General features: G+C 50.7%; 25 protein-coding genes. 20 read left to right on the top strand and 5 right to left on the bottom strand.

The window, feature by feature from the left end; translation table 11 throughout:
- The first annotated feature begins 9 nt into the window (after positions 1–9).
- On the top strand, positions 10–2,157 hold the full coding sequence (locus DI44_RS07425) for a nitrate reductase (RefSeq protein WP_033025480.1): 2,148 nt from the start codon (positions 10–12) through the stop codon (positions 2,155–2,157).
- Between the two features lie 235 nt (positions 2,158–2,392).
- Positions 2,393–3,604, top strand: coding sequence for a nitrate/nitrite transporter (locus tag DI44_RS07430; protein ID WP_033025478.1), 1,212 nt, complete (start codon positions 2,393–2,395; stop codon positions 3,602–3,604).
- A 460-nt stretch (positions 3,605–4,064) separates the two neighbouring features.
- Here DI44_RS07430 and DI44_RS19200 read toward each other — a convergent pair whose 3' ends face one another.
- Both DI44_RS19200 and DI44_RS18100 read right to left on the bottom strand, forming a co-directional pair.
- The gene (locus tag DI44_RS19200) at positions 4,065–4,202 is read right to left on the bottom strand and encodes a hypothetical protein (RefSeq protein ID WP_165570902.1); all 138 of its coding nucleotides are present in this window, start codon (positions 4,200–4,202) and stop codon (positions 4,065–4,067) included.
- Entirely contained in the window at positions 4,162–4,377 is a 216-nt protein-coding gene (locus DI44_RS18100; RefSeq protein WP_071880186.1) for a Fur-regulated basic protein FbpA, read from the bottom strand. The genes DI44_RS19200 and DI44_RS18100 overlap by 41 nt, the downstream gene beginning before the upstream one ends.
- Positions 4,378–4,557: 180 nt before the next feature.
- Between DI44_RS18100 and DI44_RS07435 the strand changes: the two genes are divergently transcribed.
- The 10 genes from DI44_RS07435 (at position 4,558) to DI44_RS07475 (ending at position 14,051) form a co-directional block, all read left to right on the top strand.
- Positions 4,558–4,863: a MerR family transcriptional regulator gene (locus tag DI44_RS07435; protein ID WP_011231350.1), complete on the top strand. Its 306-nt coding sequence runs from the start codon at positions 4,558–4,560 to the stop codon at positions 4,861–4,863.
- A 298-nt stretch (positions 4,864–5,161) separates the two neighbouring features.
- On the top strand, positions 5,162–5,473 hold the full coding sequence (locus tag DI44_RS07440; RefSeq protein ID WP_013145220.1) for a PTS sugar transporter subunit IIB: 312 nt from the start codon (positions 5,162–5,164) through the stop codon (positions 5,471–5,473).
- Position 5,474: 1 nt separating this feature from the next.
- A complete protein-coding gene (locus DI44_RS07445) occupies positions 5,475–5,807 on the top strand; it encodes a PTS lactose/cellobiose transporter subunit IIA (protein ID WP_020279317.1) in 333 nt (110 codons plus the stop codon).
- A gap of 15 nt (positions 5,808–5,822) precedes the next feature.
- Positions 5,823–7,142, top strand: a complete 1,320-nt coding sequence (gene celB, locus DI44_RS07450) for a PTS cellobiose transporter subunit IIC (RefSeq protein ID WP_021321473.1) — start codon at positions 5,823–5,825, stop codon at positions 7,140–7,142.
- A gap of 26 nt (positions 7,143–7,168) precedes the next feature.
- Complete coding sequence (locus tag DI44_RS07455) at positions 7,169–8,581, top strand: glycoside hydrolase family 1 protein (RefSeq protein WP_020279319.1); 1,413 nt, start codon at positions 7,169–7,171, stop codon at positions 8,579–8,581.
- Between the two features lie 158 nt (positions 8,582–8,739).
- A complete protein-coding gene (locus DI44_RS0117125) occupies positions 8,740–9,453 on the top strand; it encodes a GntR family transcriptional regulator (protein ID WP_033025476.1) in 714 nt (237 codons plus the stop codon).
- A 446-nt stretch (positions 9,454–9,899) separates the two neighbouring features.
- Positions 9,900–10,475, top strand: coding sequence for a hypothetical protein (locus tag DI44_RS07460; RefSeq protein WP_020279320.1), 576 nt, complete (start codon positions 9,900–9,902; stop codon positions 10,473–10,475).
- 60 nt (positions 10,476–10,535) lie between these two features.
- On the top strand, positions 10,536–11,384 hold the full coding sequence (locus DI44_RS07465) for a metallophosphoesterase (protein WP_033025475.1): 849 nt from the start codon (positions 10,536–10,538) through the stop codon (positions 11,382–11,384).
- 171 nt (positions 11,385–11,555) lie between these two features.
- Positions 11,556–13,061, top strand: a complete 1,506-nt coding sequence (locus tag DI44_RS07470) for a Na+/H+ antiporter NhaC family protein (protein ID WP_033025474.1) — start codon at positions 11,556–11,558, stop codon at positions 13,059–13,061.
- Positions 13,062–13,124: 63 nt separating this feature from the next.
- Positions 13,125–14,051 (top strand): endonuclease, encoded by a 927-nt coding sequence (locus DI44_RS07475; protein WP_033025473.1) that lies wholly within the window; start codon positions 13,125–13,127, stop codon positions 14,049–14,051.
- Between the two features lie 161 nt (positions 14,052–14,212).
- Here the strand turns inward: DI44_RS07475 and DI44_RS07480 are convergent, their stop codons facing one another.
- Positions 14,213–15,172, bottom strand: coding sequence for a bile acid:sodium symporter family protein (locus tag DI44_RS07480; RefSeq protein WP_033025472.1), 960 nt, complete (start codon positions 15,170–15,172; stop codon positions 14,213–14,215).
- Between the two features lie 226 nt (positions 15,173–15,398).
- On the opposite strand from DI44_RS07480, the gene DI44_RS07485 reads away from it, so the two are divergent.
- Genes DI44_RS07485 through DI44_RS18090 form a run of 3 tightly spaced genes read left to right on the top strand, consistent with a single transcriptional unit; the run spans position 15,399 to position 17,773 of the window.
- Complete coding sequence (locus DI44_RS07485; protein ID WP_025950730.1) at positions 15,399–15,620, top strand: FeoA family protein; 222 nt, start codon at positions 15,399–15,401, stop codon at positions 15,618–15,620.
- The gene (gene feoB, locus DI44_RS07490; protein WP_033025470.1) at positions 15,621–17,612 is read left to right on the top strand and encodes a ferrous iron transport protein B; all 1,992 of its coding nucleotides are present in this window, start codon (positions 15,621–15,623) and stop codon (positions 17,610–17,612) included.
- A gap of 14 nt (positions 17,613–17,626) precedes the next feature.
- Positions 17,627–17,773: a FeoB-associated Cys-rich membrane protein gene (locus DI44_RS18090; RefSeq protein ID WP_075261408.1), complete on the top strand. Its 147-nt coding sequence runs from the start codon at positions 17,627–17,629 to the stop codon at positions 17,771–17,773.
- Positions 17,774–18,286: 513 nt separating this feature from the next.
- Here DI44_RS18090 and DI44_RS07495 read toward each other — a convergent pair.
- On the bottom strand, positions 18,287–18,709 hold the full coding sequence (locus DI44_RS07495; protein WP_014195947.1) for a type II toxin-antitoxin system death-on-curing family toxin: 423 nt from the start codon (positions 18,707–18,709) through the stop codon (positions 18,287–18,289).
- Between the two features lie 20 nt (positions 18,710–18,729).
- A complete protein-coding gene (locus tag DI44_RS07500; RefSeq protein WP_014195946.1) occupies positions 18,730–19,011 on the bottom strand; it encodes an AbrB/MazE/SpoVT family DNA-binding domain-containing protein in 282 nt (93 codons plus the stop codon).
- Between the two features lie 408 nt (positions 19,012–19,419).
- Here DI44_RS07500 and DI44_RS07510 point away from each other — a divergent pair, with 408 nt between their 5' ends.
- The 5 genes from DI44_RS07510 to DI44_RS07530 all read left to right on the top strand — a co-directional run bounded on the left by DI44_RS07510 (position 19,420) and on the right by DI44_RS07530 (position 25,784).
- Positions 19,420–20,016: a DUF5317 domain-containing protein gene (locus tag DI44_RS07510; RefSeq protein WP_033025468.1), complete on the top strand. Its 597-nt coding sequence runs from the start codon at positions 19,420–19,422 to the stop codon at positions 20,014–20,016.
- Between the two features lie 199 nt (positions 20,017–20,215).
- Complete coding sequence (locus DI44_RS07515) at positions 20,216–22,048, top strand: diguanylate cyclase (protein ID WP_033025467.1); 1,833 nt, start codon at positions 20,216–20,218, stop codon at positions 22,046–22,048.
- Between the two features lie 178 nt (positions 22,049–22,226).
- A complete protein-coding gene (locus tag DI44_RS07520; RefSeq protein ID WP_033025465.1) occupies positions 22,227–22,979 on the top strand; it encodes a DeoR/GlpR family DNA-binding transcription regulator in 753 nt (250 codons plus the stop codon).
- Complete coding sequence (gene pfkB / locus DI44_RS07525; RefSeq protein WP_033025464.1) at positions 22,976–23,887, top strand: 1-phosphofructokinase; 912 nt, start codon at positions 22,976–22,978, stop codon at positions 23,885–23,887. Before DI44_RS07520 ends, pfkB begins: the two co-directional genes overlap by 4 nt.
- 25 nt (positions 23,888–23,912) lie before the next feature.
- Entirely contained in the window at positions 23,913–25,784 is a 1,872-nt protein-coding gene (locus DI44_RS07530) for a PTS fructose transporter subunit IIABC (protein ID WP_033025462.1), read from the top strand.
- Positions 25,785–25,851 lie beyond the last annotated feature (67 nt).

The raw sequence follows: 25,851 nt of genomic DNA, 5'->3' as shown, positions 1-25,851 counted from the left end.
AGCGGGGGAATGGCGATGACGAACGAATTGCTGCGCTACTTTCGCGCCAAGGAAAAAGAACGGGCGTCAGAAACGGCTGCCGCGACGCAATGTCCGTTTTGCAGCGTCCAGTGCACGCTTCAGCTGGTGGAGGAGCGGATTGTAGAGCGGCGCCGCTACAAGGCGGTCCCGACCGACAACCCGACGTCCAACGGCCGCCTTTGTTTAAAGGGGATGAACGCCCACCAGCACGCTTTGCATCCCGAACGGCTGTTGGTTCCGCTTGCGAAAGTGGACGGCCGGTTTGTGCGGGTCCGTTGGGAGGAGGCGCTTTCGCTGATCGCGGAACGAATCATCTCCATTCAGAAGGAAGATGGAGTCGATGCGTTTGCTGTTTACGGCGGCGGATCCTTGACGAACGAGGAGGCGTATTTGCTCGGGAAATTTGCCCGCGTGGCGCTCAAGACGCGGCACATCGACTACAACGGCCGTTTTTGCATGTCGGCGGCCGCGGCCGCGATGAACGACGCGTTTGGTCTTGACCGCGGGTTGACGAATCCGCTCTCCGACATTCCACTCGCCCAGACGATCATTTTGGCTGGGACCAATGTCGCCGAATGCCAGCCGACGTTGATGCCGTATTTTTATGAAGCGAAGAAGAACGGCGCTTTTATCATCGTGGTGGATCCGCGGGAAACGAAAACGGCGGCGTTGGCGGATCTGCACCTGCCGCTCAAGCCCGGAACGGATGCGGCGCTGGCCGTCGGCATCGGGAAAGTGCTGCTTGACGAAGGATATATCGATGAAGCGTTTGTGCGCGAGCGGACGGTTGGGTTTGCCGAATGGAAACAGCACATAGAAGCAGTGGAGATGGATGAGATCGTCCGGCTGACTGACGTGCCGGAAGAGAAGATTCGCTTGGCGGCGCGAAAGTACGGGGAGGCGGCCGATGCGATCGTGCTCACGGCGCGCGGCTTGGAGCAGCAAGCGGACGGCTATGCAGCGGTCAGACAATGGATTAACGCCGTATTGGCGACAGGCAAAATCGGCCGGCCCGGTTCGGGTTTTGGATCGATCACTGGGCAAGGAAACGGACATGGCGGCCGCGAACATGGACAAAAAGCCGATCAGCTGCCGGGTTATCGAAGCATTGAGCATCTGGAACACCGCCGGTATATTGCGGGCATATGGGGCATTTCGCCAGATGAGCTGCCGCGAAAGGGGGTGTCAGCGTATGAAATGATGCAAAAAATCGATGCGGGTGAGATTACCGGGCTGTTGGTCATGGGATCGAATCCCGTCGTCTCCAGCCCGAACGCGGCGTTTGTGGCCAAAGCGATGCAAAAACTGAAGTTTCTTGTCGTTGCCGATATGTTTTTGTCCGAAACAGCCGAGCTGGCCGATCTCGTGCTGCCTGTTTCGTCGTATTTGGAAGACGAAGGCACGGTGACGAACGTCGAAGGACGGGTGTGCTTTCGGCCGGCGGCGCGAAAACGGCCGGGAGAGGTGAAGCACGATTGGGAAATTTTATGTGATATCGCTCGCAAGCTCGGCAAAGGCCGCTGCTTTTCCTTCACGTCAGCCGAAGAGATTTTCAACGAACTGCGGCTGGCGAGCCGCGGCGGCAAAGCGGATTATTACGGTGTGACGTATGATCGGCTGCGCCGTGAACGCATCTACTGGCCGTGTCCGGAGGTCTCGCATCTCGGCACCCCAAGGTTATTCACGGATCGATTTGCTCACCTAGATGGCAAGGCGAGGTTTACGGTTTTGTCGTTTCGGACGGACAAAGAAGAGACGGATGAATGGTATCCGCTTTACTTAACGACAGGTCGGGTGCTCGTTCATTATTTGAGCGGAACGCAGACGCGGCGCAGTCCAGCACTGGCGGCGCGGCAGCCGGAGGCGACCGTCGAGATCCACCCGAGGACGGCCAAACGATACGGGATCGGCCCAGGGATGCTTGTGCGCATTGAAACGCGGCGCGGTGCGGCGGTCGTCCGCAGCCGTTACAATGATCAAATTCGCGAGGATACCATTTTTGTCCCATTCCACTGGAGCGGCCTCGGGCAAATCAACAACGTTACGTCCGATGAGTTGGATCCGCATTGCCGGATGCCGGCGTTTAAGCGGTGCGCAGCTCGGGTGCGGCCGGTGGTCGATTTAGGGAGAAATTAGCCATCAAGATTCAAACATCGTTCTGCCTCTCATCAGCAGTTGGAAACCGCACTCATCAAGGTTCGCGAGCGGGGAACGCTATGGTGATGGGTCTAGTCAATCGCCGAATTTTTCAATGAATCACGAATGCAGAAAAAAAACTTCCCAGCAATACGGCGGGAAGTAGGTGGAGAAATCGCTTTCATTTCCATTTTAGCATAACGAACATTCTGTGCCAAGGGGGAGTTGGGGGAAGATGGCGAGGAAATCGTTTTGGCGCGTCGGGCATGCGCCGACGCTTTTATCGTCGTTTTTGTATTTTGATATCAGCTTTATGATTTGGAACTTGCTTGGCGCGCTTGGTGTATTTGTCGCTGAGTCGTTTGCGCTCACGCCGGCGGAAAAAGGGATGATGGTCGCCATTCCCGTGTTGGGCGGGGCGCTGCTTCGCATTCCGATGGGGATGCTCGCCGACCGCTGGGGCGGGAAGCGGGCTGGTCTGCTTGGCATGGCGGTGACAGCTGTGCCGCTTGTGTGGGGGTGGCAGTTCGCTGACCGGATGTCGGATGTGTATGCGCTCGGATTTTTATTAGGGGTGGGCGGAGCCAGCTTTGCCGTTGCGTTGCCGCTTGCGAGCCGCTGGTATCCGAAAGAATATCAAGGGCTGGCCATGGGGATCGCTGGGGCCGGAAACAGCGGGACGGTGCTGGCAACGCTGTTTGGCCCGCGGCTGGCGGAGGCGTATGGGTGGAACGCGGTGTTCGGATTGGCGCTCGTCCCGCTAGTTGTTGTCTTTTTTCTATTCGCTTGGCTGGCGCGTGAATGTCCAACAGCGGTGAAACCCGTTTCGTTGCGTGAATACGGAGCCGTTCTCCGTCGAAAAGAAGCATGGCTGTTTTGTTTCTTCTACAGCTTGTCATTCGGCGGATTTGTCGGGCTGACGGGTTACTTGGGCATTTTCTTCTTTGATGAATACGGCGTCAGCAAAGTCACGGCCGGCGATTTCGTCACCGCCGTCGTGTTTGCGGGCAGTTTCATCCGGCCGATTGGCGGCTATATCGCCGACCGGATCGGGGGAATGCGGCTTCTTTCCTTGATGTTTGCCGCTGGGACTTTGTTGCTGGCTTGCATCGGTACATTGCCGTCTCTTTTCGTCCTGTTCGGATTGATGGTTGCTCTTTTCCTTTGTTTTGGCGCGGCGAACGGTGCGTTGTTCCAAGTTGTTCCGACGTGGTTTCCGAAAGAGGTTGGCTTGTTGACGGGCATCATTGGCGCCGCTGGCGGACTGGGAGGGTTTTTGCTGCCGAACGTGCTCGGGGTGATGAAGCAGTGGACCGGTTCTTCGGCGTATGGATTTTGGCTGTTTGCCATTGTTCTGGGGGGTGCTATGTTGACGGCGCGCCGCTTACAAACACGGGCGGCAGAGGCTGTTCCTCTTGGAAAAGATACGGTTGAGCGTTCTGGATAATAGGAGCGGTTGCTAGAGAGGAGAAAAGAGGAAGTGTGTGTGCTAGGTGTTGATCGCACAACGGCTGAGTAGCTGGTGCATGCTGCCCATCAAATCTACCCGTATTCGAAAACGGTCCGCGGCAATATTGACGTAACGCTTTCCGTCAACGAATAACGAGCATCAGAGAAGGTGTCCCCTAACGATGTGGTGTTGGGGCACCTTCTGCTTGTGGGGTGCTCGTTCGTTTGCCAGCGGCTTAATCAGCAGAATCGTTTCTCCTGTGACATCATCCGTTATCTGTTGGCGTAAGCGTGCAGATGAAGGAGTGGGCGCTTCGTTGCAAACAGTAAACGATCTTTTGGGCGGGTGGCCGAGGAGTCGGGCAATTGTCTTCTCTGTTGCTTGGTGAGGGCAGCGGACGTGAACTACTCACCATTTAGCTAATGCTTGAGGTGGGAGACTTCTTTCCGAAATTACGTTAAAGTCGGTTTTGGAAAAAACGGAGCAGCTCCTCAGCCCGGTTTCCAACAAGTTGGATCAGCTGTTCAAACATGGCATCGCGTTGCAGATCGAGCTCAATGATGCGTTTCGCCAGCTCGAGCGCTTTTTCGTTCATGGAACTGGCCTCCTTTCATGGTCCAGATTGGTCTGAATCGTTCGTATTCGCGGCGCAATTCCGCTATCGTCCAGTGTTCCAGCTGTGCTGGATCATCGGTCAAACCCACTCGCAGCAGTTGGTTAATATAAAACTGTTTTTGTTGTTTTACTGCCTGTTGCATCCATTTCCCCATGTCGCTCCCTCCCTGTTTTTACCTTTACGATACCACCTTTTTCTTTAGTGTACAGCGAATGTGTTAAGCTCATTTACAGGAAATTTAAAAAATATGTTAATTTTATTTACAAAAGTTAACGAGGTGCCATGATTTTTTGTATAATTGTGTTAGAAAATGTAACGTATAGAGGTGAGGAAAATGACTGCTCATCCACAAGAGGATCATTACAAATATAAAAAAGTTATTTCGATCGGTGTCGTCAGCGAACTGACCGGGCTGTCGCAGCGGCAAATTCGTTATTATGAGGAACGGAAATTGGTGTTCCCTGACCGTTCGAAAGGCATCCGCAAATATTCATTCGCCGATGTGGAGCAGTTGATGAAAATTGCCAATCAACGCGAGGAAGGTGTATCGACTTGGGAAATCCGTCAAGAGATGACGAAAGAGCTGCGCGAGCGGATGTTAAAAGGGCAAATGAACGCGCATTTTCGGAGGCGTTCCTAGGGGTGCGGACAGATTCGAATTTTGGACGCATCCCCTGCTTGGAAGCAGAGCATGCGGAAAACCGCCTGGCCGTGTGCCAACAGGATGTAAACACAGTGGCGTTTGTCCAATCATAAGAGCATGGTTGTTTGGCGCGCACAGAGATTCGTGCGCGCTTTTTTTGTTGCAGGATCAAAAGGTTGGTTTAAAAATATTAATCTTTTTTGTTAAATGACTAGACAAATAAAATTAAATGTATATAATTTAAATTGAAAACGATATCATTTGTTTTACTCAATGCAAAGAGGAGGAATGAACCATGAAACGGATTTTATTGGCGTGCAGTTCTGGAATGTCGACAAGCTTGCTAGTGACGAAAATGCAGGAGTATGCCAAATCCGTCGGTGAGGAGGCAGAGATTTGGGCGGTCGGTCAAGATCAGGCGAAAAAAGAGATGGCCAAAGCCGATGTCGTCCTTATTGGTCCACAAATGAGCTTTTTGAAAGGGGAATTGCAAAAAGAAGCGCAAAAATACGGCATTCCAGTCGATGTCATTGACATGGTGGCTTATGGGATGGCGGATGGCAAAAAAGTGTATGAGCAGGCATTAAAATTGATGGGGGACAAGTAAGATGGAAAAAATCGATGTCAATCAACTCACCAATGAACAAGTCGCTTTCCAGTTGATTTTGCATAGCGGCAATGCCCGCAGCAAAATCGTCCAAGCCATCCGTGAATACCGGAACGGACAGGTCGGAGAAGCGGAGCGGCTGATTCAAGAAGCAGAGCAAGACTTAAGCATCGCCCATGATGTTCATTTTCAGCTCATTCAAAAAGAAGCGGGTGGAGAAGAAACAAATCTTACGTTGCTTCTTATGCATGCGGAAGACCATGTCATGTCAACGCTGGCAATGAAAGAAATTGTAAAAGAAATGCTTGCGCTGTTGAAGGAACGAAACGTGTAAAGGGAGGATGGCGACATGAACCAAGCATTATTCGAAAAACTAAGCAAAGTTCTCGTTCCGATCGCAGGAAAGTTAAACAATAGCCGTTATTTGCAAGTGTTGCGCGATGCGTTTATGTTAGCATTTCCGCTGACGATTTTCGGTTCGATCGCGGTCGTCATCGCCAACTTGCCGTTTTTGGACAAGGTGATGAGTGAAAACAGCCTCAATACATTCAAGGGGATGCTCGGCGTTGCTCCAAATGCAACGATGGGCGTGATGACGATTTTTGTTGTATTCGGCATTGGTTACTATTTATCGAAAAGTTATGAAGTCGAAGGGGTTTTTGGCGGTGCGATCGCGTTAGCTTCTTTTCTCTTGTTGACGCCATTCGTTTTGCAGGTTGAGGGGAAAGAGGCTGTGCAAGGAGTCATCCCGCTCGACCGCCTAGGAGCGAAAGGGATGTTTCTTGGCATGATTACCGCATTTACTGCTGGTGAAATTTACCGGAAGGTTGTGCAAAAAAATATTACAATCAAAATGCCGGCCGGGGTGCCGCCGGCGGTTGCGAAGTCGTTTGCGGCGTTGATTCCGGCGGTGGTCACCCTGACCTTCTTCCTCGTCGTTAATATCATTGTAACACAAATTTTTAAGACAAACATGCATGATGTCATTTACAATGCAGTGCAAGCACCGCTTGTCGGGCTGGGAAGCGGCATTATTCCAACGCTGATCGCGATTTTTGTCACGCAAATTTTGTGGTTTTTCGGATTGCATGGGCAAATCATCATTAACTCGGTGATGGATCCGATTTGGAACACACTGTCGCTCGAAAACTTAAATGCGTATACAAAAACGGGGGAAGTTCCGCATGTCGTCAGCAAACAGTTTATTGAAATTTACACGGTCGGCATGGGCGGAACGGGAATGACGCTCGCTGTCATTTTCGCCATCTTGCTCTTTATGAAGAGCAAGCAAATGAAGCAGGTGGCTAAGCTCGGGCTCGGACCCGGAATCTTTAACGTCAATGAACCGATTATTTTCGGTTTGCCGGTCGTGATGAATCCGCTCGTCATCGTCCCGTGGATTTTGGCACCGATGGTCGTCACGTTGGTGACCTATTTGGCGATGTCCTCAGGCCTTGTACCGCCGCCTAACGGCGTAGCGGTGCCGTGGACGGTGCCGATTTTCATCAACGGCATTATGGCGACGAACTCGCTGGCCGGCGGATTGCTGCAAGTGGTCAATTTCCTGATTGTGCTTGTCATTTGGTTTCCATTCTTAAAGTTCATTGACCGGATGAACTTGCAAAAAGAGCGGGAAGAGGGGCAAGACGCTGCGAAAAGTGCATCATAACGATACAGCAAATGAGGTGAATCACGATGGAACAACGATCAAAGCAACCAATCACGTATCGCTTTCCTGCCGGATTTTGGTGGGGAAGTGCGACATCCGCGACGCAAATCGAAGGAGCGGCAAACGAAGGGGGGAAAGGGAAGAACATTTGGGATCATTGGTATGAGAAGGAGCCACATCGCTTTTTTAACGGTGTCGGTCCGTCAACCACATCAGATTTTTATCACCGCTACAAAGAGGATATTGCTTTGATGAAGGAGATCGGGCATAATTCATTCCGGTTTTCGATTTCGTGGTCACGCTTGATTCCAGATGGAGTCGGTGAGGTCAATCCGGAAGCCGTGCGGTTTTACAATGCAGTCATTGATGAACTATTGGCGAGTGGGATCGAGCCATTTGTGAATTTGTATCATTTTGATATGCCGTTAGCAATGCAAAATATCGGAGGTTGGGAAAGCCGCGAAGTCGTGGATGCATATACCCGCTACGCCAGCATTTGTTTTGATTTGTTCGGGGATCGGGTAAAAAAATGGTTTACCCACAATGAACCGATCGTTCCGGTGGAAGGCGGGTATTTATATGATTTTCATTACCCCAACATCGTAGACTTCCGCCGCGCTGTACAAGTGGCTTACCATACGATGATTGCTCATGCCAAAGCGGTTGCCGCCTTCCGCAGGGCGGCGATACCGGATGGAAAGATCGGCATTATTTTGAATTTAACGCCGTCTTATCCGCGCAGCCAGCACCCTGCTGATGTGAAAGCGGCGCATATTGCCGATTTGTTGTTTAACAGGAGCTTCCTAGATCCTGCGGTGAAAGGAGAATACCCGCAAGATTTGATTGAACTGTTGGATGAACATGGATTTTTGCCTGTAACGGAAGCCGGTGATCGCGAGCTGATCAAAGAAAACACGATTGATTTGCTCGGCATCAACTACTATCAACCGCGCCGCGTCAAGGCAAAAGAAAATATGCCAAATCCGGACGCCCCGTTTTTGCCTGAACGGTTTTTCGATTACTATGCCATGCCGGGGCGGAAAATGAATCCGTATCGCGGTTGGGAAATTTATGAAAAAGGTATTTATGATATTTTAATTAATATAAAAGAAAAATATGGAAACATTGAGTGCTTTATTTCTGAAAACGGGATGGGTGTTGAAGGAGAAGAACGGTTCCGTGATGAAAGCGGCATGATTCACGATGACTACCGGATTGAATTCATTCAAGAGCATTTAAAATGGGTGCATCGCGCGATTGAAGAAGGAGCAAATGTTAAAGGTTACCATATTTGGACGTTTATGGACAATTGGTCGTGGACCAATGCCTATAAAAATCGGTATGGGCTCGTGGCAGTCGACTTGGAGAACGGTTTGAAACGAACCATTAAAAAAAGTGGTTATTGGTTTAAATCGTTGGCAGAAAACAACGGATTTTAAACGGAAAGCAAGGCGTCCCGGGCAGCGGGGCGCTTTTTGTCGGTTGGGAGGACGGAGCGGCAACGCAAAAGCAGTGAAGGAGAAAGCCGCATTGGCTATTGTGCAAACAGATGATTGTTCGTACAATGAAAATAGGACAATGACGAGGGATGAAAACGATGCCAAAATATGAGCAAATTTCTAACGAAATACGCAGACGAATTAAAGAGGGAGTGTATTCCCTAGACGAGCCGATTCCTGATGAAATCTCGCTCGCTGAGGAGTTTGGCTGCAGCCGGATGACCGTGAAACGGGCGCTTGATCTGCTTGTGTCCGAAGGGCTGTTGTATCGAAAGCGCGGCCATGGCACGTTTATTGTAAAATCCGCCATGCTTGATGGATTGGTGAACGTCGTCAGCAACGAAACGCTCGGCTTGACGAGTTTATTGAAAGGTCGAAAGGTGACAAGCCATATTATCACGTTTGAAGTGCTGTTTCCATCTGATGAGGTGGCTGCTCATTTGTGCATCGACGCGAACACACCGGTGTACCACTTAATCCGGCTGCGCAATGTGGATGGCGAACCGTACGTCATTGAACGGACGTATATGCCCGTCCATTTGATCCCGGGGCTCAACGAAACGGTGCTTCATGGCTCGATTTATCGTTACATCACTCACGAACTCGGCTTAACGATTGCAGGGTCGCACCGAAAGATCCGCGCGGATAAACCGAATGAGCTCGATCAGCAGTACTTGCAGTGCGCACCCGACGATCCGGTATTGGAATTGGAACAGGTTGGTTTTTTGAACAATGGAGAGCCCTTTGAATACTCCTTTTCCCGTCATCGGTACGACAAATTCGTATTCGTCACCGTCAGCACCCGCCGCTAAACGGCGCCTGCTTTCGCGATCCGGGAAGGCAGGCGCGTTTTGTTTGCCGTTCAGGGTTGTTCTTTCCGTCTTTCTTCTAGAGAGTTGGTGGTTTATTGAACGCTCTCCCACCTACGCTAACGCTTAGAGGTGGGAGATTCTTGGGAACACCCGCCCAACGGCAGGCTATGAATCAAGCCATCCCCGTGCGTCCCACGGTTCGACTGCCCTACAACGACAGCAAACGAAGCCCTTCCTGCAAAAACCCGATCGTTTGGTTGATCAGCTCCGCTTGTGTTCGGGTGGGATACAGCCTGGGGCAGGGGGTGAAATGGAACTGGACCTCAGTACGCGCGTCTCCCGACTGGTTATGCAGCGATTTTTTCTCCTTTTTTCTCCATTTATAATGGCGCTCGATCGATTCCATAATGTAAATGGATAGAACGAGCAGGGGAAGGATGCCGCCAATGAGAAGCAAAGCGACGCAGTGGCTGTTGTCTGTATGGGGACTGATGGATCCGCTCTATTATGCATGTTCCCGCCTCGAATATGTTGGTGGGAAAGAGAACGGCTGTCGTTCCATTTTCCGCGTCCGTTTGCTTCGATACAAGGGTGAAACCATTCACCTTTCGGACGGAACGACGATCGCGGCCAATGACTGGCTGTTGAAAATTCACCTTCATAATGTTCGTCTGCTTCGCGAACTGATGCAGTATCGAAGCGATATTCAAAAAGGACGTTATATTTTCGAACAAGTGAAAGCCGGTTTGCCGTATGTTGCCCATCATCTTTACCATCACAAACAGTCCTCCCGCATAAAAGGGATCATCGGCGTGACGATGTTAAACAAAGGTTGTGAGAGACTCGGATTTGATGCCATTGACATTGGCAATTCATTTTATCGTTGGTTTAAAATGGCATCCCATTGGCCGATGATGACAGTGGCCCAACACCGTCTCATGCCGCTTGTCCGCCCGCCGAAATATTTGGTGATGTCAAAGGAAAAATTGTTTTCGTTGTACGGCTGCCATCTCATCCACTAACTCCCTCTTTCTTCTCTCCTCCGTTTCACTATAATGGGTATCGAGGGAGGAGAGAAGACGATGACATTCTTTTTTGTTTTTCTTGCAATCTTGTTATTGCTTGCTTTGGCCATTCGCAAAGCCCACCGCAACACGTATGAAGCGGTTTTGCATAAAGTCCAAGTCGGCCGTTCAGAGGATGGAGACGGAGCCCTTCGGATTTTGCAGCTATCGGATTTGCATCTTGAAAAACTGTCGATCACCCCGGACGATTTATACGGAAAGCTGAAAGAGGAAGCGATCGATTTGATCGCGTTGACGGGCGACTTTTTGGACCGTGAGGAAAGCATCGCCAAGCTCAGTCCGTATTTGGCCGCGCTGAATGCATTGAAACCGACGTACGGCATGTATGCGGTGTTTGGCAACCACGATTACGTGCTTCAAGGCGAACCGTTTGCGCGCTTGAAAGCGACGCTTGAGGCGCACGGCTGCGTCGTCTTGCAAAACGAGACGAAAACGATCACCGTCAACGGTCAAACCGTCAATATCATCGGCATCGATGACTTTTACACGGGGCGCAGCGACATCAAAAAGGCATACGCGGGCGTGAAAGACGGCATCAACCTCGTGTTGACGCACGATCCGGACATCGTGCCGCATATGAAAGACTATCATTTTGACTACTTGTTGTCCGGCCATTTCCACGGCGGACAAATTCATTGGCCAAAGCCATACCATTTGGCGAAAATGAGCAAAACGCTCACCGAGCGGAACATGATCAAAGGTTATCATGAATGGGAGGGAAAACCGTTTTATATCAACGAAGGGCTTGGGCAAACCGGGGTGAACATTCGAATCGGCTCGAAGCCGGAAGTGACGCTCCACTTGTTGGCGCTGCCGTCCCGAAGAGAAGCAGTGAAAGCTGTCTAATTGGCAGCTTTTTATTTTTTTAGGTAGGAAAGCGGTTTCGCTTGCGCGTGCCACCATGCGGCGCGCTTTTTGTGTGGACTCGTCTCCCCGTTGTTGGGGGAAAATCAATGACAGTTTGCATAGACAAGGGAAACCATCGCCATACTTTTTAAAGAAAGGAGTGAATGGCCAATGGAACCGTCGTGGAAAGCTCTCTTGCCATTTTTAGTTGTCATCCCGATTTCGATTTGGACGAAGCAAGTCATCCCGGGGCTGTTTGTCGGGCTGTTGGTTGGCAGTTATTTGATGACCCCGTCCTTGCTTGGCGGGCTGCGGACGATGCTTCATTACGTCGTCGATAACTTGATGCAGACGAACAACATCCGCATCATCATGTTCTTGTATGTGTTCGCCGGCCTTGTCAGCATGATCAAATACACCGGCGGAATCAAAGGATTCGTCCATCTCGTCAGCAAAAAAGTGAAGTCGGCGAAAACCGCCATGTTCTTGACGTGGATATCGACGATGGTGACATTCAGCGACCCCGATTTTCGCATCGTCACCGTCGCGCCGATCATGAAGGCGCTGCGCAAACGGCTCGGGCTGTCGTCCCAGCAAATCGGCTTTGCCATTGAGGTGACTTCCAACCCGGTCGTTGCCTTGATTCCGATCGCCACTGCCTTTGTCGGCTATATGGTGTCGGTCATCGACAAGGCGCTTGATACGGCCGGCATCGGTGCGGAGCCGTACATCGTGTACGTCCGAAGCATTCCGTTTAACTTTTTCTCGTATGCCATTATTGCGGTTGGGCTCTACTACAGTTTTTTTGTCTATTCGCGCAAAAAACAAGCGGCAGTAAGCGAAAAGCGGAAAGAGGCGCCGATTCGAAGCTGGAACGAGCGGTTGGCGCTCGAAATGGCGGAAGAACAGCGGCCGGCTGACAATGAGCCCAATGAAGCGCAAGGGGAAGAAGGAGACGCGATGCAGACATGCCCGCGCGCCTATCAGAAAGAAACGCCGGTGAAACCGTGGAATTTGATCGTTCCACTTTCAGTCGTTCTTGTTTTGACGCTGTTTTTAAGCTGGTGGGACGGCCATCGCGGAGCGCGGACGTTTTGGGATGCTTTTTTGCGGAGCGATGCGCTCGGCGCGATGTTGGAGGCGCTGTTGTTTACTGTAATTATCGCTGTCGCCTTTTTCCTTTGGCAACGATTTAAATTGAACGATTTGTTGACGCATTTTGTCAAAGGCGGCAATGAGCTGATTTCCGTCATTTTAATGCTGGCGCTCATTTGGGCGCTGTCGGCGGTGGCGGAAGACTTAGGGTTTTCCCAATACATTACGAGCCATGTGCAACAATGGATTCCGCCGTTTTTTGTCGCCCCGATTTTGTTTTTGCTTGGCGCCGTCATTTCCTACTTCATCGGCTCGTCATGGGGGACGTGGGGGATGTTGATGCCGCTTGGTGTGACGCTCGCGAGCCAGTCGGGAACGAACATTTTGCCGGTCATCGGCGCGGTGTTTGCGAGTGGGACGTTCGGGGCGTTTGCGTCGCCGCTTAGCGACAATACGGTGACGCTTTGCACTATTTTGGATTTGCCGGTGATGGAATACGCGCGAACGAAGCTGATTCCGTCGTTGATCGCCGCCGGCATCGCCGCCGTTTTGTTCGGCGCGACATCGTTTCTTTTGCATTAACGCCGTTATCGTCCTCTTTCGCCTTCCGTGATACACTAAAAGAAAAAAGAAAGGGGAACGCTGATGGGAGAGGCGGAACGGCGGCTTGAGGAGCTCGGCCAATGGCGGGAGGAAGATCCGAAAGAACGGCTCGAGCAGCTGAATGAGCGGCTCGCGGTGGAGGACGCGTATTATCGTGCGGATGAAGACCAACGGGCGCGCGAACGGTATTACCGCCATCTGACGCTTGAAGGGGATGGATTGATGTTGTTTGTCCGCTATCACGAACTGGTGGCGCGCACCCATAAGCGGCGGCTGCCGTATTTTTTCAGCAAGGATGAGTATTTGTACACATGGGTCGACTTGCACCCGGACGGAACGGTGCGCAGCTTGTATTCCGGCGAGCGGAAAGATCCACGAACACTGATCGTTCAAGATGTGGAAACGATGAAGCGGCGTTATGAAGAGTTTCGTCAACTGTTGAGAAGGACGAAAAATGGATGGGGCGATGTGCACGAGCGGGTGAACACGATCGAGCAGCAATGGAAATTCAATGCGGAACATGTCGTGCCTCAGTCGTGGTTTGGTGCCCGCGAGCCGATGAAAGGCGATTTGCATCATTTGTTCGTCTGCCAGCCGGAGTGCAATACGATGCGGTCGAATTTTCCGTACGCGGATTTCCCGTTTTACAATCCGGAAGATCCCGACGAACAAATCCAAAACCGCTGCGGCGTCGTCCATAACGGCTATTTCGAGCCGGAATACGGCAAAGGGACGGCGGCAAGGGCGATGCTTTACTTTCTGCTTCGCTACCCGAAGGCGATCGCGAAATCATTCCGGCGCAAAATCGATATTCCGCTCCTTGTCCGTTGGCACGAACAATTTCCGCCAACGGTGTATGAGCATCATCGCAACAGCGCGATTTTCTTCATCCAAGGCAACCGCAATCCGTTCATTGATTTCCCGGAACTAGCGGGAAGGATGGTGTTTCCGTTTGAGGGGGCGCTGTGAAATGAGATTGAGGGCGGATGTCCGCTTTTTGTTTCCAAAGAGCGCCTAATCGTCCGAGAGCGGAAAAACAGCGTGATAATAGGCAGAAAAGCTGTCTCCGAAAAACGGTCGTTTCATTTCGGGAGACAGCTTTTTTGCGGCTAAACAAAGCGTGAGAGAGGTCAAGCGGAAATCGTTTGTTCATCCGTTGCCTGGCGGTCTGCTTGTTTGCGGAAGTACGTTGCGACAATCGGACCGGAAATATTGTGCCAGACGCTGAAAATAGCGCTTGGAACGGCGGCGAGCGGCGAAAAATGGGCGGTCGCTAAGGCCGCACCAAGCCCAGAGTTTTGCATGCCCACTTCAATGGAAATCGCCTTTTGTTTTGGCGGCGACAGGCGAAACAGTTTGGCAAACCAATATCCAAGCAGCAGCCCCAATCCGTTGTGAGCGACTACAATCAGAAAAATAAGAAGCCCGCTTTTGGCAATGGCGGCTTGGTTTTGCCCGACGACGGCGGCGACGATGGCTACAATGGCGATGACCGAAACGAGCGGCAGCGCCGGGATGCACGCTTTTACTTGCTTTTGGAACAGCGCCTGGGCGATGAGCCCTAAAACAATCGGAATCAGCACGACTTTGACGATTGACCAAAACAACGCGGCAGCGGATACGGACAGCCATTTTCCAGCTAAAAGCAAGATGAGCGAAGGCGTCAAAATCGGCGCCAAAATCGTCGAAACCGAGGTGACGGCGACCGACAGCGCCGTGTCCCCTTTCGCCAAATACGTCATGACGTTGGACGCCGTTCCGCCCGGGCAGCAGCCGACTAAAATAATGCCAAGCGCCACTTCACGCGAAACCGGCAAGAAATAAGCGAGCAAAAACGCGACAAGCGGCATGATGAGAAACTGGGCAACGACGCCGATTAACACATCAAGCGGACGCTTGAACACCTCTTTAAAATCGTTCGCTGACAGCGTCAATCCCATGCCAAACATCACGATGCCTAGAAGCGGCACGATATACGGAGCGATCCACGTAAATGCGCTGGGAGCGAAAAAGGCGAGCGCTCCAAACAGAAGCACCCAGATGGCAAAGGTGTTGCCGACAAAGTTGCTGATTTTTCCTAGTGTGTTCATTGAGCTTCCTCCTTGAGCAAAGATGGGAAAGATATACAAAAAATTATATATACTTTTCAGAAAAATTCAACTGATGAGGTGGCGAATTTTGAAGAAATGGTGACAATGAGGAATGATTGTGAAAAATGTCACTCCTTTTTTCTTAGCTTATGGTATGATTGAAATTGAGAAGAAGAATCATTATTGAACCACAGGAGAGCGGATAGAAAAACAGGGGGAAATGATCATGGTGCTGACTGATTTGTATAAAGGGGAAACAGCGGTCGTCGTCCGTCTGGCCATTGAGCAGGAGGCACTGAAACAGCGTCTTCTTCATCTAGGGGTGAAAGAAGGAAAAATGGTGCGGTTGAAAGCGGCGATGCCGTTTGGCGGACCGGTGATGGTCGAAGTCGATGGGCAAGCAATCGGCTTGCGGCGCAAAGAGGCGGCGTCGATTGAGGTGAGATAAATGTATGTCGCTCTATTTGGCAATCCGAACACCGGCAAAACGTCATTGTTTAACTGCTTAACTGGGTCTTATGAATATGTGGGCAACTGGAGCGGGGTGACGGTCGAGAAAAAGGTGGGGGTGCTTCGCCAGCACGGGGTGCCGGTCGTCGATTTGCCCGGCGTGTATTCGCTTCAGCCACTGTCTCGCGATGAAGGAGTGGCGACCGATTTTTTATTGACCGAGCCGTGCTCAGCGATTGTCAATATCGTTGACGCGTCGCAGTTGCGCCGCAATTTGCATTTGACCGTTCAGCTGCTGGAATTTGGCTGTCCCGTTGTCATCGCGCTAAACATGGTCGATGTGGCGGAAAAACGAGGCGTGAAAGTGGACGCCGCTAAACTGTCGAAGTATCTTGGCGTTCCTGTTATCCCGGTCATCGCCCGAACCGGAAAAGGAACGAACGAATTGGTTCACGCCGTTTTGGCGGCAAAAGATAAGCCGCACCCGGCAATCGCGATCGATTACGGCGCCGAGGTGGAGGACGCCATCAGGCGCATTGCCGAGCAGCTGCCGGACGATGTGCCGGGGGACAAACGGTGGGTGGCGCTGCAGTTTCTTGAGGGAAATGAACGCATGGCTGCGTATTTGCATAATAGCATGGACCTTTCGCCGCTCGCGGCGATTCGCGCGGAGACGGAGCGGGCGCTTGGCGGCGCGCTCGCCAAGCATATTTACGAGGCGCGCGACCGTTGGATCGCTGAGGTGATCGCTGCTTCAGCCATTGAGTTCAAACATAAGCCGTTGACATGGACGGAAAAAATCGATGCGGTGGTGACGAACCGCTACGTTGGGCTGCCGATTTTTTTGGCGCTGATGTATGTGGTGTTTATGCTGACGTTTAACTGGCTGGGGACGCCGCTTGCCGATCGGCTTGATGCGTTTTTCTCCGGTCCGCTGGCAGATGGGTTGTCCCGTTTTCTCGACTGGGCAGGGGCATCGCCGTTTATCAAGGCGCTCGTCTTGGACGGCGTTGTTGCTGGGGTCGGCGGGGTGTTGGTGTTTGTGCCGCAAATTTTCATTTTGTTCTTTTTCATTTCTTTGCTTGAAGACTCCGGATATATGGCGCGCGTGGCGATGGTGATGGACCGGATGATGGAAGCGATCGGGTTAAACGGCAAGGCGTTTATCCCGATGATCATTGGCTTTGGCTGCAACGTTCCTGGAGTGATGGCGGCGCGGACGATTGAGCAGCCGAAAGAGCGGCTCATGACGATCTTGGCGCTGCCGTTCATGTCATGTTCCGCCCGCTTGCCGGTGTACGCCTTGTTTGCCGGCACGTTTTTCGCCCGCGAGCAGGCGCTTGTCGTGTTTTCGCTTTACGTGCTTGGCATTGTAGTGGCTTTGGGGCTTGCCAAGTTGTTCTCATCGACGCTCTTGAAAAACGAAAATTCGCTGTTTGTCATTGAATTGCCGCCATACCGCGTGCCGCAGGCGCTCACACTATGGCGAAGCACATGGGAAAAAGGGAAAGGATTCATCCGCAAAGCAGGAACCTTTATTTTCGGCGGTTCGGTCGCCATTTGGCTGCTGACGTATGTCGGGCCGCGTGGGGTTGGCGTTCCAATGGATGACAGTTTGCTGGCTGCGATCGGCGGGTTGATCGCACCGTTGTTGTCGCCGCTTGGCTTTGGCGCCTGGCAGGCAGGCGCCGCGTTGATCACCGGTTTTTTGGCGAAAGAAGTTGTGGTGTCGACGATGAATATTATTTACCACGTTCATGAAGCAAGCGGGCTGAAGAAAGTGATTGCTGCCCAGTTTACGCCGCTGTCGGCGTTCAGCTTTATGGTGTTCGTTTTGCTTTACACTCCGTGTCTGGCAACCGTGGCGGCGATCCGCAAAGAAACCGGATCGTGGAAATGGACGCTGTTGTCGATTGGCATCGCCTTAACGGTTGCTTATATGATTTCACTTCTTGTCTACCAAGCTGGAAAGATAGTAGGTTTTCCATGAAAGGAGAGAATATGATGATGGCGAATATCATCATTGGCGGAGCGATTTTTGCCTACGCCGGCTGGACGCTGGTCCGACACGTGAAAAAAAGCGCCAAAGGGGCGTGCGCGTCATGCCATGCAGCGGACCATTGCCGAGGCAGCTGCGGGACGGAGAGATAATCCGTTCAAGACAAACGGATTCCTGACGATGATCGGAATCCGTTTTTTCATTTTCCGACGAAAGACTTTCGCTTCCATGGTTGTAGGATAGCCAAAAATAAGCGGGGATGCAATGGGTAAGCTGCTTCAACGGACCATCCGTTTCAACGGGCTCTGGAGGAAAAAAATCAGGCCGCCCTTTGTTTTGGCTGTTGGGTGTTGTTGCCTCAATGATGGCCGAAACACCGGGGGTAGAAAGCTTTTTTCGTTCAACCGTTGAAACTCAAGGGAAGACCGTGAGTGTGGAGGATAAACTTTTGACAATACTCAATACCTGCCGCAAGGTAAAAGTATGAAAAGCTGCGAATAGCGAAAAGGCGTCTTTGGATCAAGGTTCGCACAGTTGTGTAAAAACAAAGCAGCAAAAAACGATGTTGTTGTCCTGTCATCCAAGTTTACTGTGTTGGCGATGGAATTTCACGCAATAATTGAACTTGACCCGGCTTTGGCCCGCTCTTTTCCTCACTCTTTTCCTCATTCTTTTCGTTTTTGGATGGGACGGATGTAACTCTCTAATTCGTGGGCAAGATGCTGGATGCAATCATTTCCCCGGAACTTGGCATCCTCGACAAGGTACACCGTGAAATCTTCCGCTTCTTTATTGGTCATAGTGAACTCATATCCATTCAAATCAAGGAACGTGACGAATACGGTTAAAGCCGTCCGCTTATTGCCGTTGTGGAAAATATGACCTGTCGCGATGGAATGGTAATAGCAGCAAGCCTTTTCAATAATCGAAGGGAACTGTTCCTCCCCGAACAATTTCGTTTTCGGTCTTTCCAACATCCACGCGAATTTATCGGGGAATTGGATCCCCGCTTGTTCTGCGTCGTCGTACATTTCCATGACCGTGTAATGGATAAATATGATTTCTTCCGCTGTCAAATAATAAACCATGTTTTCCTCCGGTTGCTCCTTTATCTATATTTCAAGTTGCGCAGCGCTTCGTCATATTTGGAGATCGCGCGGTTCATCGCCATCACGACTTCAGGACGGACTTCTTTTGGAATTCGGTTTGCGCGTTTCATCACGATTTCCCCTCGTTCCTTGTCGTAATATATTTCGATTTCATCGCCTTTATTTAGGTTTAGCATCGTGGCTAAATCTTTCGGGATGCTAACGGACAAACTATTCCCGACTTGGCTAATCCGACGTGTATACGTTTTGTCATTCTTGCTTCCCAACATTTCCGCGTCCATTTCTTTTTCATCTCCTTTCCATATAATGGGCAAAAAGGACGTTTTTATCCATAAAATTATTACTGTATAAACAATTATAACAATAATCTTCCGAAAAGCAATACGGAATAATAAAAAAGGGCTTTTTGTCTTTCAACGAGAAAAACGCATGCCGCATTTGCAGTCGGGGGATCATTCCATTGAGGGTAGGTTCTTTGTCACTATTCAATGGATATACATGACGCTGTTTTTGTCGTTTCTTGTTTCGAAGAATGGCGAAAATGAAAAGAAGGAAACGATATTCATCAAAATTTGTTTGCAGTTAGGACGAACGGACTATTTACATGGAATGAAAAAAACGGTAAAAATAGAAGTGAGGATAGCAGTTTAGAAAAAAGAGAAAATTCTGTTTATCAAGGGGACAGCATTATGGTTTACGATGGAATCATTTTGTCGTTGTTGATCGGCTGGTTTCGCGGCGGAAGCCTGAAAGGGTTGGCCAACATGAAATTGCGCTTCGGTTGGCTGTTCCCGATCTTATTGGCGGTGCAGTTTGTGGTCTTTTTCCTGCAAGAGCGGGTCGCATGGATCTCGAGCATGAGCAACGGCATTTTTCTCCTCGTCTACATCACCGGGCTCGCGTTTTTATGGCTCAACCGCCATCAGCCAGGGTTTCCGGTCATCTTCGCCGGCGTCTTGCTCAACTTTATCGTCATGGCCGTAAACGGCGGACGGATGCCGGTCTCGATCGAAGCCGCCCAATTTCTCGGCCGCGAATACATCGAAGCGTTAAAAGCCGGTCTGTACGGCAAGCACCAGGCGATCACATCGGATACGCTTCTGCCGTTTCTCGGCGACATCATTCCGCTGTCTCCACCGTATCCGCGCCAGCAAATCATCAGCATCGGCGACGTTGTGATGAACGTAGGGGCGTTCTTGTTCATCCAGCATCTGATGCTCAGCGCACCGCGCCATGGGGCAGACGATGCTGAGAAAGAAACAACGACCGCTCCTGCGAATCAATAAATTAAGGGGAGGAGTTTATTTATGAAATGGAAACAAACTCTTATTAACCTGTTGATTATTGGGTCTGTGATTGTTGCATTGACATCGGGTATGAAGCTTGTGTAATAATGATTGTGTAATAACGATTGAAATGACGAGGGGCTGAAAACTGCCTCTCTTAGCTTTTTTATAAATTTTGAATTACTGAGAGTGATTTTGAATGGGAAATCGTATATCGTCTATCGGTGTCAAACTCTATATTTTAGGGATTTCTTTACTGGGTCTCTTTGTTTATTTTTTTCATTTGACCGTCTCATTTTTTTCTTTGAGTGATTGGGTTTTGATTTATGTATTAACAGCTTCTGTTCTTATAGTGAATCGTTTTTTGATTTACCTTCCCCCAAAAGGGAACTCTATTTCTATGGATTCATCGATTTATTTGGCTTGTTTATTTGTTTTTAATTTACATATTACGTTACTTGTGTTGGGAATATTTAGTTTTATATATGCCCTATATAAAAGAAGCATTGAATTATGGAAGCATTTATTTAATTTTTCTATGTATTGTTTGATGATTATAAGTGCACATTATGTTTTTCATTTATCTGGAGGAACGGTCGGCACGATAAATATTACCAATATCTTTCCTTATATAATTTCTTTGTTTGTTTATTTTTTAGTAAATATACTGGTGCTATCTTGTTATTTTATTATTTCTTCACAACGTTTATTTAATGGTGTTCTCAATTTCGGATTATTAAAAGAAGTGGGAATGACCTATTGCATTACTCTAATTCTTTCGCTTGTTTTGTTATTTTTGTTGCAAGAGGCCAAATATTTTGGTGTTTTCTTGTTTACCATTTTAATCACATTTTTATCCATTGCCTTCCGGAAGCTTCTTTATTTATATCAGGAAAAAGCAAATCAAGTCAATCGCGACCACCTCACCGGCCTATACAACCACGGTTTTTTCAAAGAAACGCTCAAGGAGCAGTTTTCCGACTGCAAGCTGTTGAAACAGCCGTTGACCTTGGCATTTCTGGATTTGGACGATTTTAAAAAATACAATGACCGGAACGGGCATTTGCAAGGAGATCGTTTGTTGGCTTTTTTTGGGAAGCTGCTGCAAAAAGCGGTGGAAGGGACGAACTTCACGGTCGCCCGCTATGGCGGCGAAGAGTTTGCCATTTTAATGCCCAACACGACGAAAGAAGACGCGTACGCGTTTTTAAACCGGTTGCGCAAAGAAGTGAACGATACATATTTTGACGGCGTCGAGCATATTCCGTATCGTTGCCTGTCGTTTTCGTGCGGCATCGCCGAGATGGAAAAAGATATGCATGAAAGCGATGAGCTCATCCACCGCGCCGATCAGGCGCTTTATTACGCGAAGGCGCAAGGGAAAAACAACGTTCAGTTGTATGATAAACATAATATGTGCTTGGATGAAATTAAGTTTAAACAAGACTTGGAAGCGCTCGAGCAACAAGTGAAATTCTTTCTTTCGAAAGATGTCTATACATACCGCCATAGCAAACGGGTGTTTAAATATGCACTTGAATTTGGCAGCCGCCTTGACGAATTGACGGTCCATGAACGGCAGACGCTTGCCCTGGGAGCGATCATTCATGACATTGGAAAAATCGAAGTGCCCCGGGATATTTTAAATAAGTCCGGAAAATTGGAAAAGCATGAATGGGAGATCATCCAAAAGCACGTGGCGTGGGGGCGCGAGATTGTAGCGGCGGAGAAGCGATTCGATGAGTTGCTTCCGCTTGTCGAGCTGCATCACGAACGATATGATGGGAAAGGGTATCCGTACGGGCTGAAGGGGGAAGAAATCCCGAAATTGGCCCGCATTTTGTGTATTATCGACTCATTTGACGCCATGACGACCGAGCGGCCGTACCAGCCGACGAAAACGTTTGAAGAGGCGCTTGAGGAAATCGAGCGTTGCGCTGGGACGCAGTTTGATCCTGTGTATGCGGCGAAGTTTGTCGCGTTTGTGCGCGAGCGTTATTTGCCGCTTGCCGAGATGGAGCAACTGAATTAAGCGACAGAAGGCACTTGCCGATGGCAAGTGTTTTTATTTTGGTTTTGAATGTTTTTGAATGGTTTTTCTTATTTATTGAATGATATTGATAGAAAATGAATGTTTTTGATTGATTTTTTCGTTGTCTTGGGATATGATAGAGTTGTAAGCGATATCCCCGGTGATCGGAGGTGGGAGTGTGCTAACCGAAGAACGCCACCGCTTCATTTTGGAGCTGTTGGCGCAAAAAGGGGTTGTCAAGCTGCAAGAGCTCGTTGACGCGACCGGGGCGTCAGAGTCGACGATTCGCCGCGATTTGACGCAGCTTGAAAAAGAAAAACAGCTGCGCCGCGTGCACGGCGGAGCGGCGTTGTTGCAGCAAAAACGCGAAGAGTTAAGCGTGTTGGAAAAGTCGCTGAAATATATAGAGGAAAAGCGGCGGATCGCCGCCTATGCGGCCAGCTTGGTGCAAAAAGGAAACTGCATCTATTTGGATGCGGGAACGACCACGTGGGAAATGATTCCGCATTTGGCTGGCAAAGAGGTCATTGTGGTGACGAACGGCGTGATGCATGTCGAGCGGCTGCTTGAGCATAACGTCACGACGTATTTGGTCGGCGGCATGATCAAGCCGAAGACGAAAGCGTTGATCGGGCGCGGCGCCATCGAGTCGCTGCGGCAGTACCGCTTCGACCAATGTTTCATCGGCGCGAACGGTGTTCATTACGACTATGGCTATACGACGCCGGACCCGGAAGAGGCGCTGGTGAAATATACGGCGATGCAGTTGGCGCAGCGCGCGTATGTGCTCGCAGACCATTCGAAATTAAATGAAAGCTCGTTCGCGAAAATTGCGGATTTGCATGAAGCGGTGTTGATCACCGATGAATTGGATGAAGATTGGAACGATTTGTATCGAACAAAAACGACGGTAGAGGTTGTGGCTCCATGATTTACACATGTACGTTAAATCCATCTGTGGATTATATTGTTCACCTCGATGAGCTTCATGTTGGCGAACTGAATCGTTCGGTGAAAACGTTCACATTTCCGGGCGGGAAAGGGATCAACGTGTCGCGTGTGTTGAAGCGTTTGGGTGTGGACAGCACGGCGCTTGGATTCGTGGGCGGATTCACCGGCGGGTTCATTGAAAGCGAACTTCGGAAAGAAGGCATTGCCTGCGATTTTGTTCATGTCCCAGGGCAAACGCGCATTAACGTCAAACTGAAAGCGGGGCGGGAGACGGAAATTAACGGCGAAGGCCCGGCGGTTGCCGATGACGATGCAACGCAATTGATAGCGAAAATCGGAGCGCTTTCGGCCGGTGATGTGCTTGTGCTCGCCGGAAGCGCGCCGATGTCGCTGTCGGCGGACATGTACGAGCGATTGGCGGCTCGAGCGGTGAAACGGCGTGTTCGTCTTGTTGTCGATACGAGCGGTCCGGCGCTCGAGGCGCTGCTCGCCTGCCGGCCGTTTCTTGCCAAGCCGAACCACCATGAGCTGGCCGAACTGTTTGGCGCCGCTGTGCTGACGAAAGAAGACATCATCCTCTATGGCCGCCGGTTGGTTGAAAGAGGAGTAGAGCATCTCATCGTCTCGATGGGCGGCGCGGGGGCGTTTTACTTCGGCCGGGAAGCAACGCTGTTTGCCGAAGCGCCAAAAGGAACGGTGAAAAATTCGGTCGGGGCGGGTGATTCGATGGTCGCTGGGTTTTTAGCCGCCCATACGAGCGGAAAACCGATCGAGGAAGCGTTCGCTTACAGTGTCGCCGCCGGAAGCGCGACCGCGTTTTCGGAAGATTTATGCACGAAAGAGGAAGTCGAAGCGCTCGTCGACCGCGTCCGCGTCGTGCGTTTATAGGAGGAAATCAAGGGGGGGCGTACAGATGAACGTCACGGATTTGTTAACAAAGGAAACGATGATTCTTGAACTTCGGGCAAAGACAAAAGAGGAAGTGATTGATGAATTGGCCGCGAAACTCGCCGAGGCGGGGGCGGTCAGCGATGTGGAGGCGTTCAAACGAGCGATTTGGGCGCGCGAACAACAAAGCACGACCGGCGTTGGAGATGGCGTTGCCATTCCGCACGCCAAAACGGCGGCGGTCAAGCGCCCGGCGGTGGCGTTTGGCCGTTCGACCGCCGGGATTGATTACGAGTCGCTGGACGGCCAGCCAAGCCATTTGTTTTTCATGATTGCGGCCCCGGAAGGCGGGGAACAGACGCATTTGCAGGCGTTGGCGAAACTATCGTCGCTGTTGATGGATGTCTCGTTCCGCACCCGGTTGGAGCGTGCTTCGGATGAAGAGGAGATCCTCCGTTTGTTCAAAGAGAAAGAGAACAAAAGGGAAGAACCGTCTCTGCAAGGCGCCCCATCTGGCGGCCGACGGAAAGTGCTGGCGGTGACCGCTTGTCCGACAGGAATCGCTCATACGTATATGGCCGCTGATGCACTGAAAGCGAAAGCGGCGGAAATGGGGGTGGCGATCAAAGTCGAGACAAACGGCTCCGATGGAGTGAAAAACGCTCTGACGGCGCAGGAGATTGAAGAGGCAACGGCGATCATTGTCGCAGCCGATAAACAAGTCGAAATGGACCGCTTCAATGGCAAACACGTCATTCAAGTGCCAGTCGCCCAGGCGATTCGTCAGCCGGAGAAGCTGATCGAGCAGGCGTTGCGCCAAGATGCACCGATTTATCGGGCGAGCAGCACGGCGCGAGGCAGCGCGGGAGCGGCGAAGCCGCGCACCGGTTTTTACAAGCATTTGATGAACGGTGTATCGAATATGCTTCCGTTTGTCGTCGGCGGCGGGATTTTGATTGCGCTTTCCTTCACCTTCGGCATTAAAGCGTTTGATCCGAAAGATCCGTCGTATCATCCGTTTGCCAAACTGTTAATGGACATTGGCGGCGGCAATGCGTTTGCGTTAATGGTTCCTGTGCTGGCTGCATTCATCGCCATGAGCATTGCCGACCGGCCGGGGTTTGCGCCGGGGATGGTCGGCGGTTTTCTGGCGGCGAACGGCGGGGCGGGTTTCTTGGGCGGATTGATCGCTGGCTTTCTGGCCGGGTATTTGGTCGTCGGGCTGCGCAAACTGTTCAGCCGCTTGCCGCAGTCGCTTGAGGGGATTAAACCGGTGCTGCTCTATCCGGTATTCGGCATTTTCCTCACCGGCGTCATTATGATGTATGTGGTCATCGATCCTGTCAAGGCGTTGAATGAAGGACTGAAACATTGGCTTTCCGGCATGGGAACAGCCAACTTAGTGCTGCTTGGTGCGGTGTTGGGAGGTATGATGGCGGTCGATATGGGCGGACCGATCAACAAAGCGGCGTATACGTTTGGGCTGGCGATGATTGAAGCTGGCAACTTTGCGCCGCATGCGGCGATTATGGCTGGCGGGATGGTGCCACCGCTCGGATTGGCGCTGGCGACAACGTTCTTTAAAAAGAAATTCACGAAAGCCGAGCGGGAAGCCGGAAAAACGTGCTATATCATGGGCGCTTCGTTCATTACCGAAGGGGCGATTCCGTTTGCCGCGGCTGACCCGGTGCGGGTCATTCCATCGATTATCGTCGGATCGGCTGTTGCGGGAGCGTTGACGATGTGGTTCCATATCGGGCTGCCGGCGCCGCACGGAGGGATTTTCGTCATCCCGATCGTCAAAGGCAGTGCATGGCTTTATATCTTGGCTATTTTGATTGGTTCCATCGTAACCGCATTGATGGTCGGGTTGTGGAAAAAAGAAGTGGAAGAATAATAGAAGAAGAGGCGTTTCGCCAAAGGCGGAGCGCCTTTTTTGTTATGGAGTTTGCTATTTTTCTTAC

Origin of the sequence: Geobacillus sp. CAMR5420 (assembly GCF_000691465.1) — a bacterium.
In the GTDB taxonomy this organism is placed as follows: Bacteria; Bacillota; Bacilli; order Bacillales; family Anoxybacillaceae; genus Geobacillus; species Geobacillus thermoleovorans.
Note: the sequence above shows the minus strand (reverse complement) of the source record. Positions and strands in the feature narration are given on the sequence as shown.

Coding starts and splice junctions, on each gene's coding strand:
- DI44_RS18100 (WP_071880186.1), bottom strand. CDS start 4,377: ATGGGGAAATGGATGCAACAGGCAGTAAAACAACAAAAACAGTTTTAT.
- celB (WP_021321473.1), top strand. CDS start 5,823: ATGAACCAAGCATTATTCGAAAAACTAAGCAAAGTTCTCGTTCCGATC.
- DI44_RS07475 (WP_033025473.1), top strand. CDS start 13,125: ATGGGAGAGGCGGAACGGCGGCTTGAGGAGCTCGGCCAATGGCGGGAG.
- DI44_RS07430 (WP_033025478.1), top strand. CDS start 2,393: ATGGCGAGGAAATCGTTTTGGCGCGTCGGGCATGCGCCGACGCTTTTA.
- DI44_RS07510 (WP_033025468.1), top strand. CDS start 19,420: ATGGTTTACGATGGAATCATTTTGTCGTTGTTGATCGGCTGGTTTCGC.
- DI44_RS07440 (WP_013145220.1), top strand. CDS start 5,162: ATGAAACGGATTTTATTGGCGTGCAGTTCTGGAATGTCGACAAGCTTG.
- feoB (WP_033025470.1), top strand. CDS start 15,621: ATGTATGTCGCTCTATTTGGCAATCCGAACACCGGCAAAACGTCATTG.
- DI44_RS0117125 (WP_033025476.1), top strand. CDS start 8,740: ATGCCAAAATATGAGCAAATTTCTAACGAAATACGCAGACGAATTAAA.
- DI44_RS07445 (WP_020279317.1), top strand. CDS start 5,475: ATGGAAAAAATCGATGTCAATCAACTCACCAATGAACAAGTCGCTTTC.
- DI44_RS07425 (WP_033025480.1), top strand. CDS start 10: ATGGCGATGACGAACGAATTGCTGCGCTACTTTCGCGCCAAGGAAAAA.
- DI44_RS18090 (WP_075261408.1), top strand. CDS start 17,627: ATGATGGCGAATATCATCATTGGCGGAGCGATTTTTGCCTACGCCGGC.
- DI44_RS07515 (WP_033025467.1), top strand. CDS start 20,216: ATGGGAAATCGTATATCGTCTATCGGTGTCAAACTCTATATTTTAGGG.
- DI44_RS07465 (WP_033025475.1), top strand. CDS start 10,536: ATGACATTCTTTTTTGTTTTTCTTGCAATCTTGTTATTGCTTGCTTTG.
- DI44_RS07435 (WP_011231350.1), top strand. CDS start 4,558: ATGACTGCTCATCCACAAGAGGATCATTACAAATATAAAAAAGTTATT.
- DI44_RS07500 (WP_014195946.1), bottom strand. CDS start 19,011: ATGGACGCGGAAATGTTGGGAAGCAAGAATGACAAAACGTATACACGT.
- DI44_RS07495 (WP_014195947.1), bottom strand. CDS start 18,709: ATGGTTTATTATTTGACAGCGGAAGAAATCATATTTATCCATTACACG.
- DI44_RS07485 (WP_025950730.1), top strand. CDS start 15,399: ATGGTGCTGACTGATTTGTATAAAGGGGAAACAGCGGTCGTCGTCCGT.
- DI44_RS07460 (WP_020279320.1), top strand. CDS start 9,900: ATGAGAAGCAAAGCGACGCAGTGGCTGTTGTCTGTATGGGGACTGATG.
- DI44_RS07480 (WP_033025472.1), bottom strand. CDS start 15,172: ATGAACACACTAGGAAAAATCAGCAACTTTGTCGGCAACACCTTTGCC.
- pfkB (WP_033025464.1), top strand. CDS start 22,976: ATGATTTACACATGTACGTTAAATCCATCTGTGGATTATATTGTTCAC.
- DI44_RS07530 (WP_033025462.1), top strand. CDS start 23,913: ATGAACGTCACGGATTTGTTAACAAAGGAAACGATGATTCTTGAACTT.
- DI44_RS19200 (WP_165570902.1), bottom strand. CDS start 4,202: ATGAACGAAAAAGCGCTCGAGCTGGCGAAACGCATCATTGAGCTCGAT.
- DI44_RS07455 (WP_020279319.1), top strand. CDS start 7,169: ATGGAACAACGATCAAAGCAACCAATCACGTATCGCTTTCCTGCCGGA.
- DI44_RS07470 (WP_033025474.1), top strand. CDS start 11,556: ATGGAACCGTCGTGGAAAGCTCTCTTGCCATTTTTAGTTGTCATCCCG.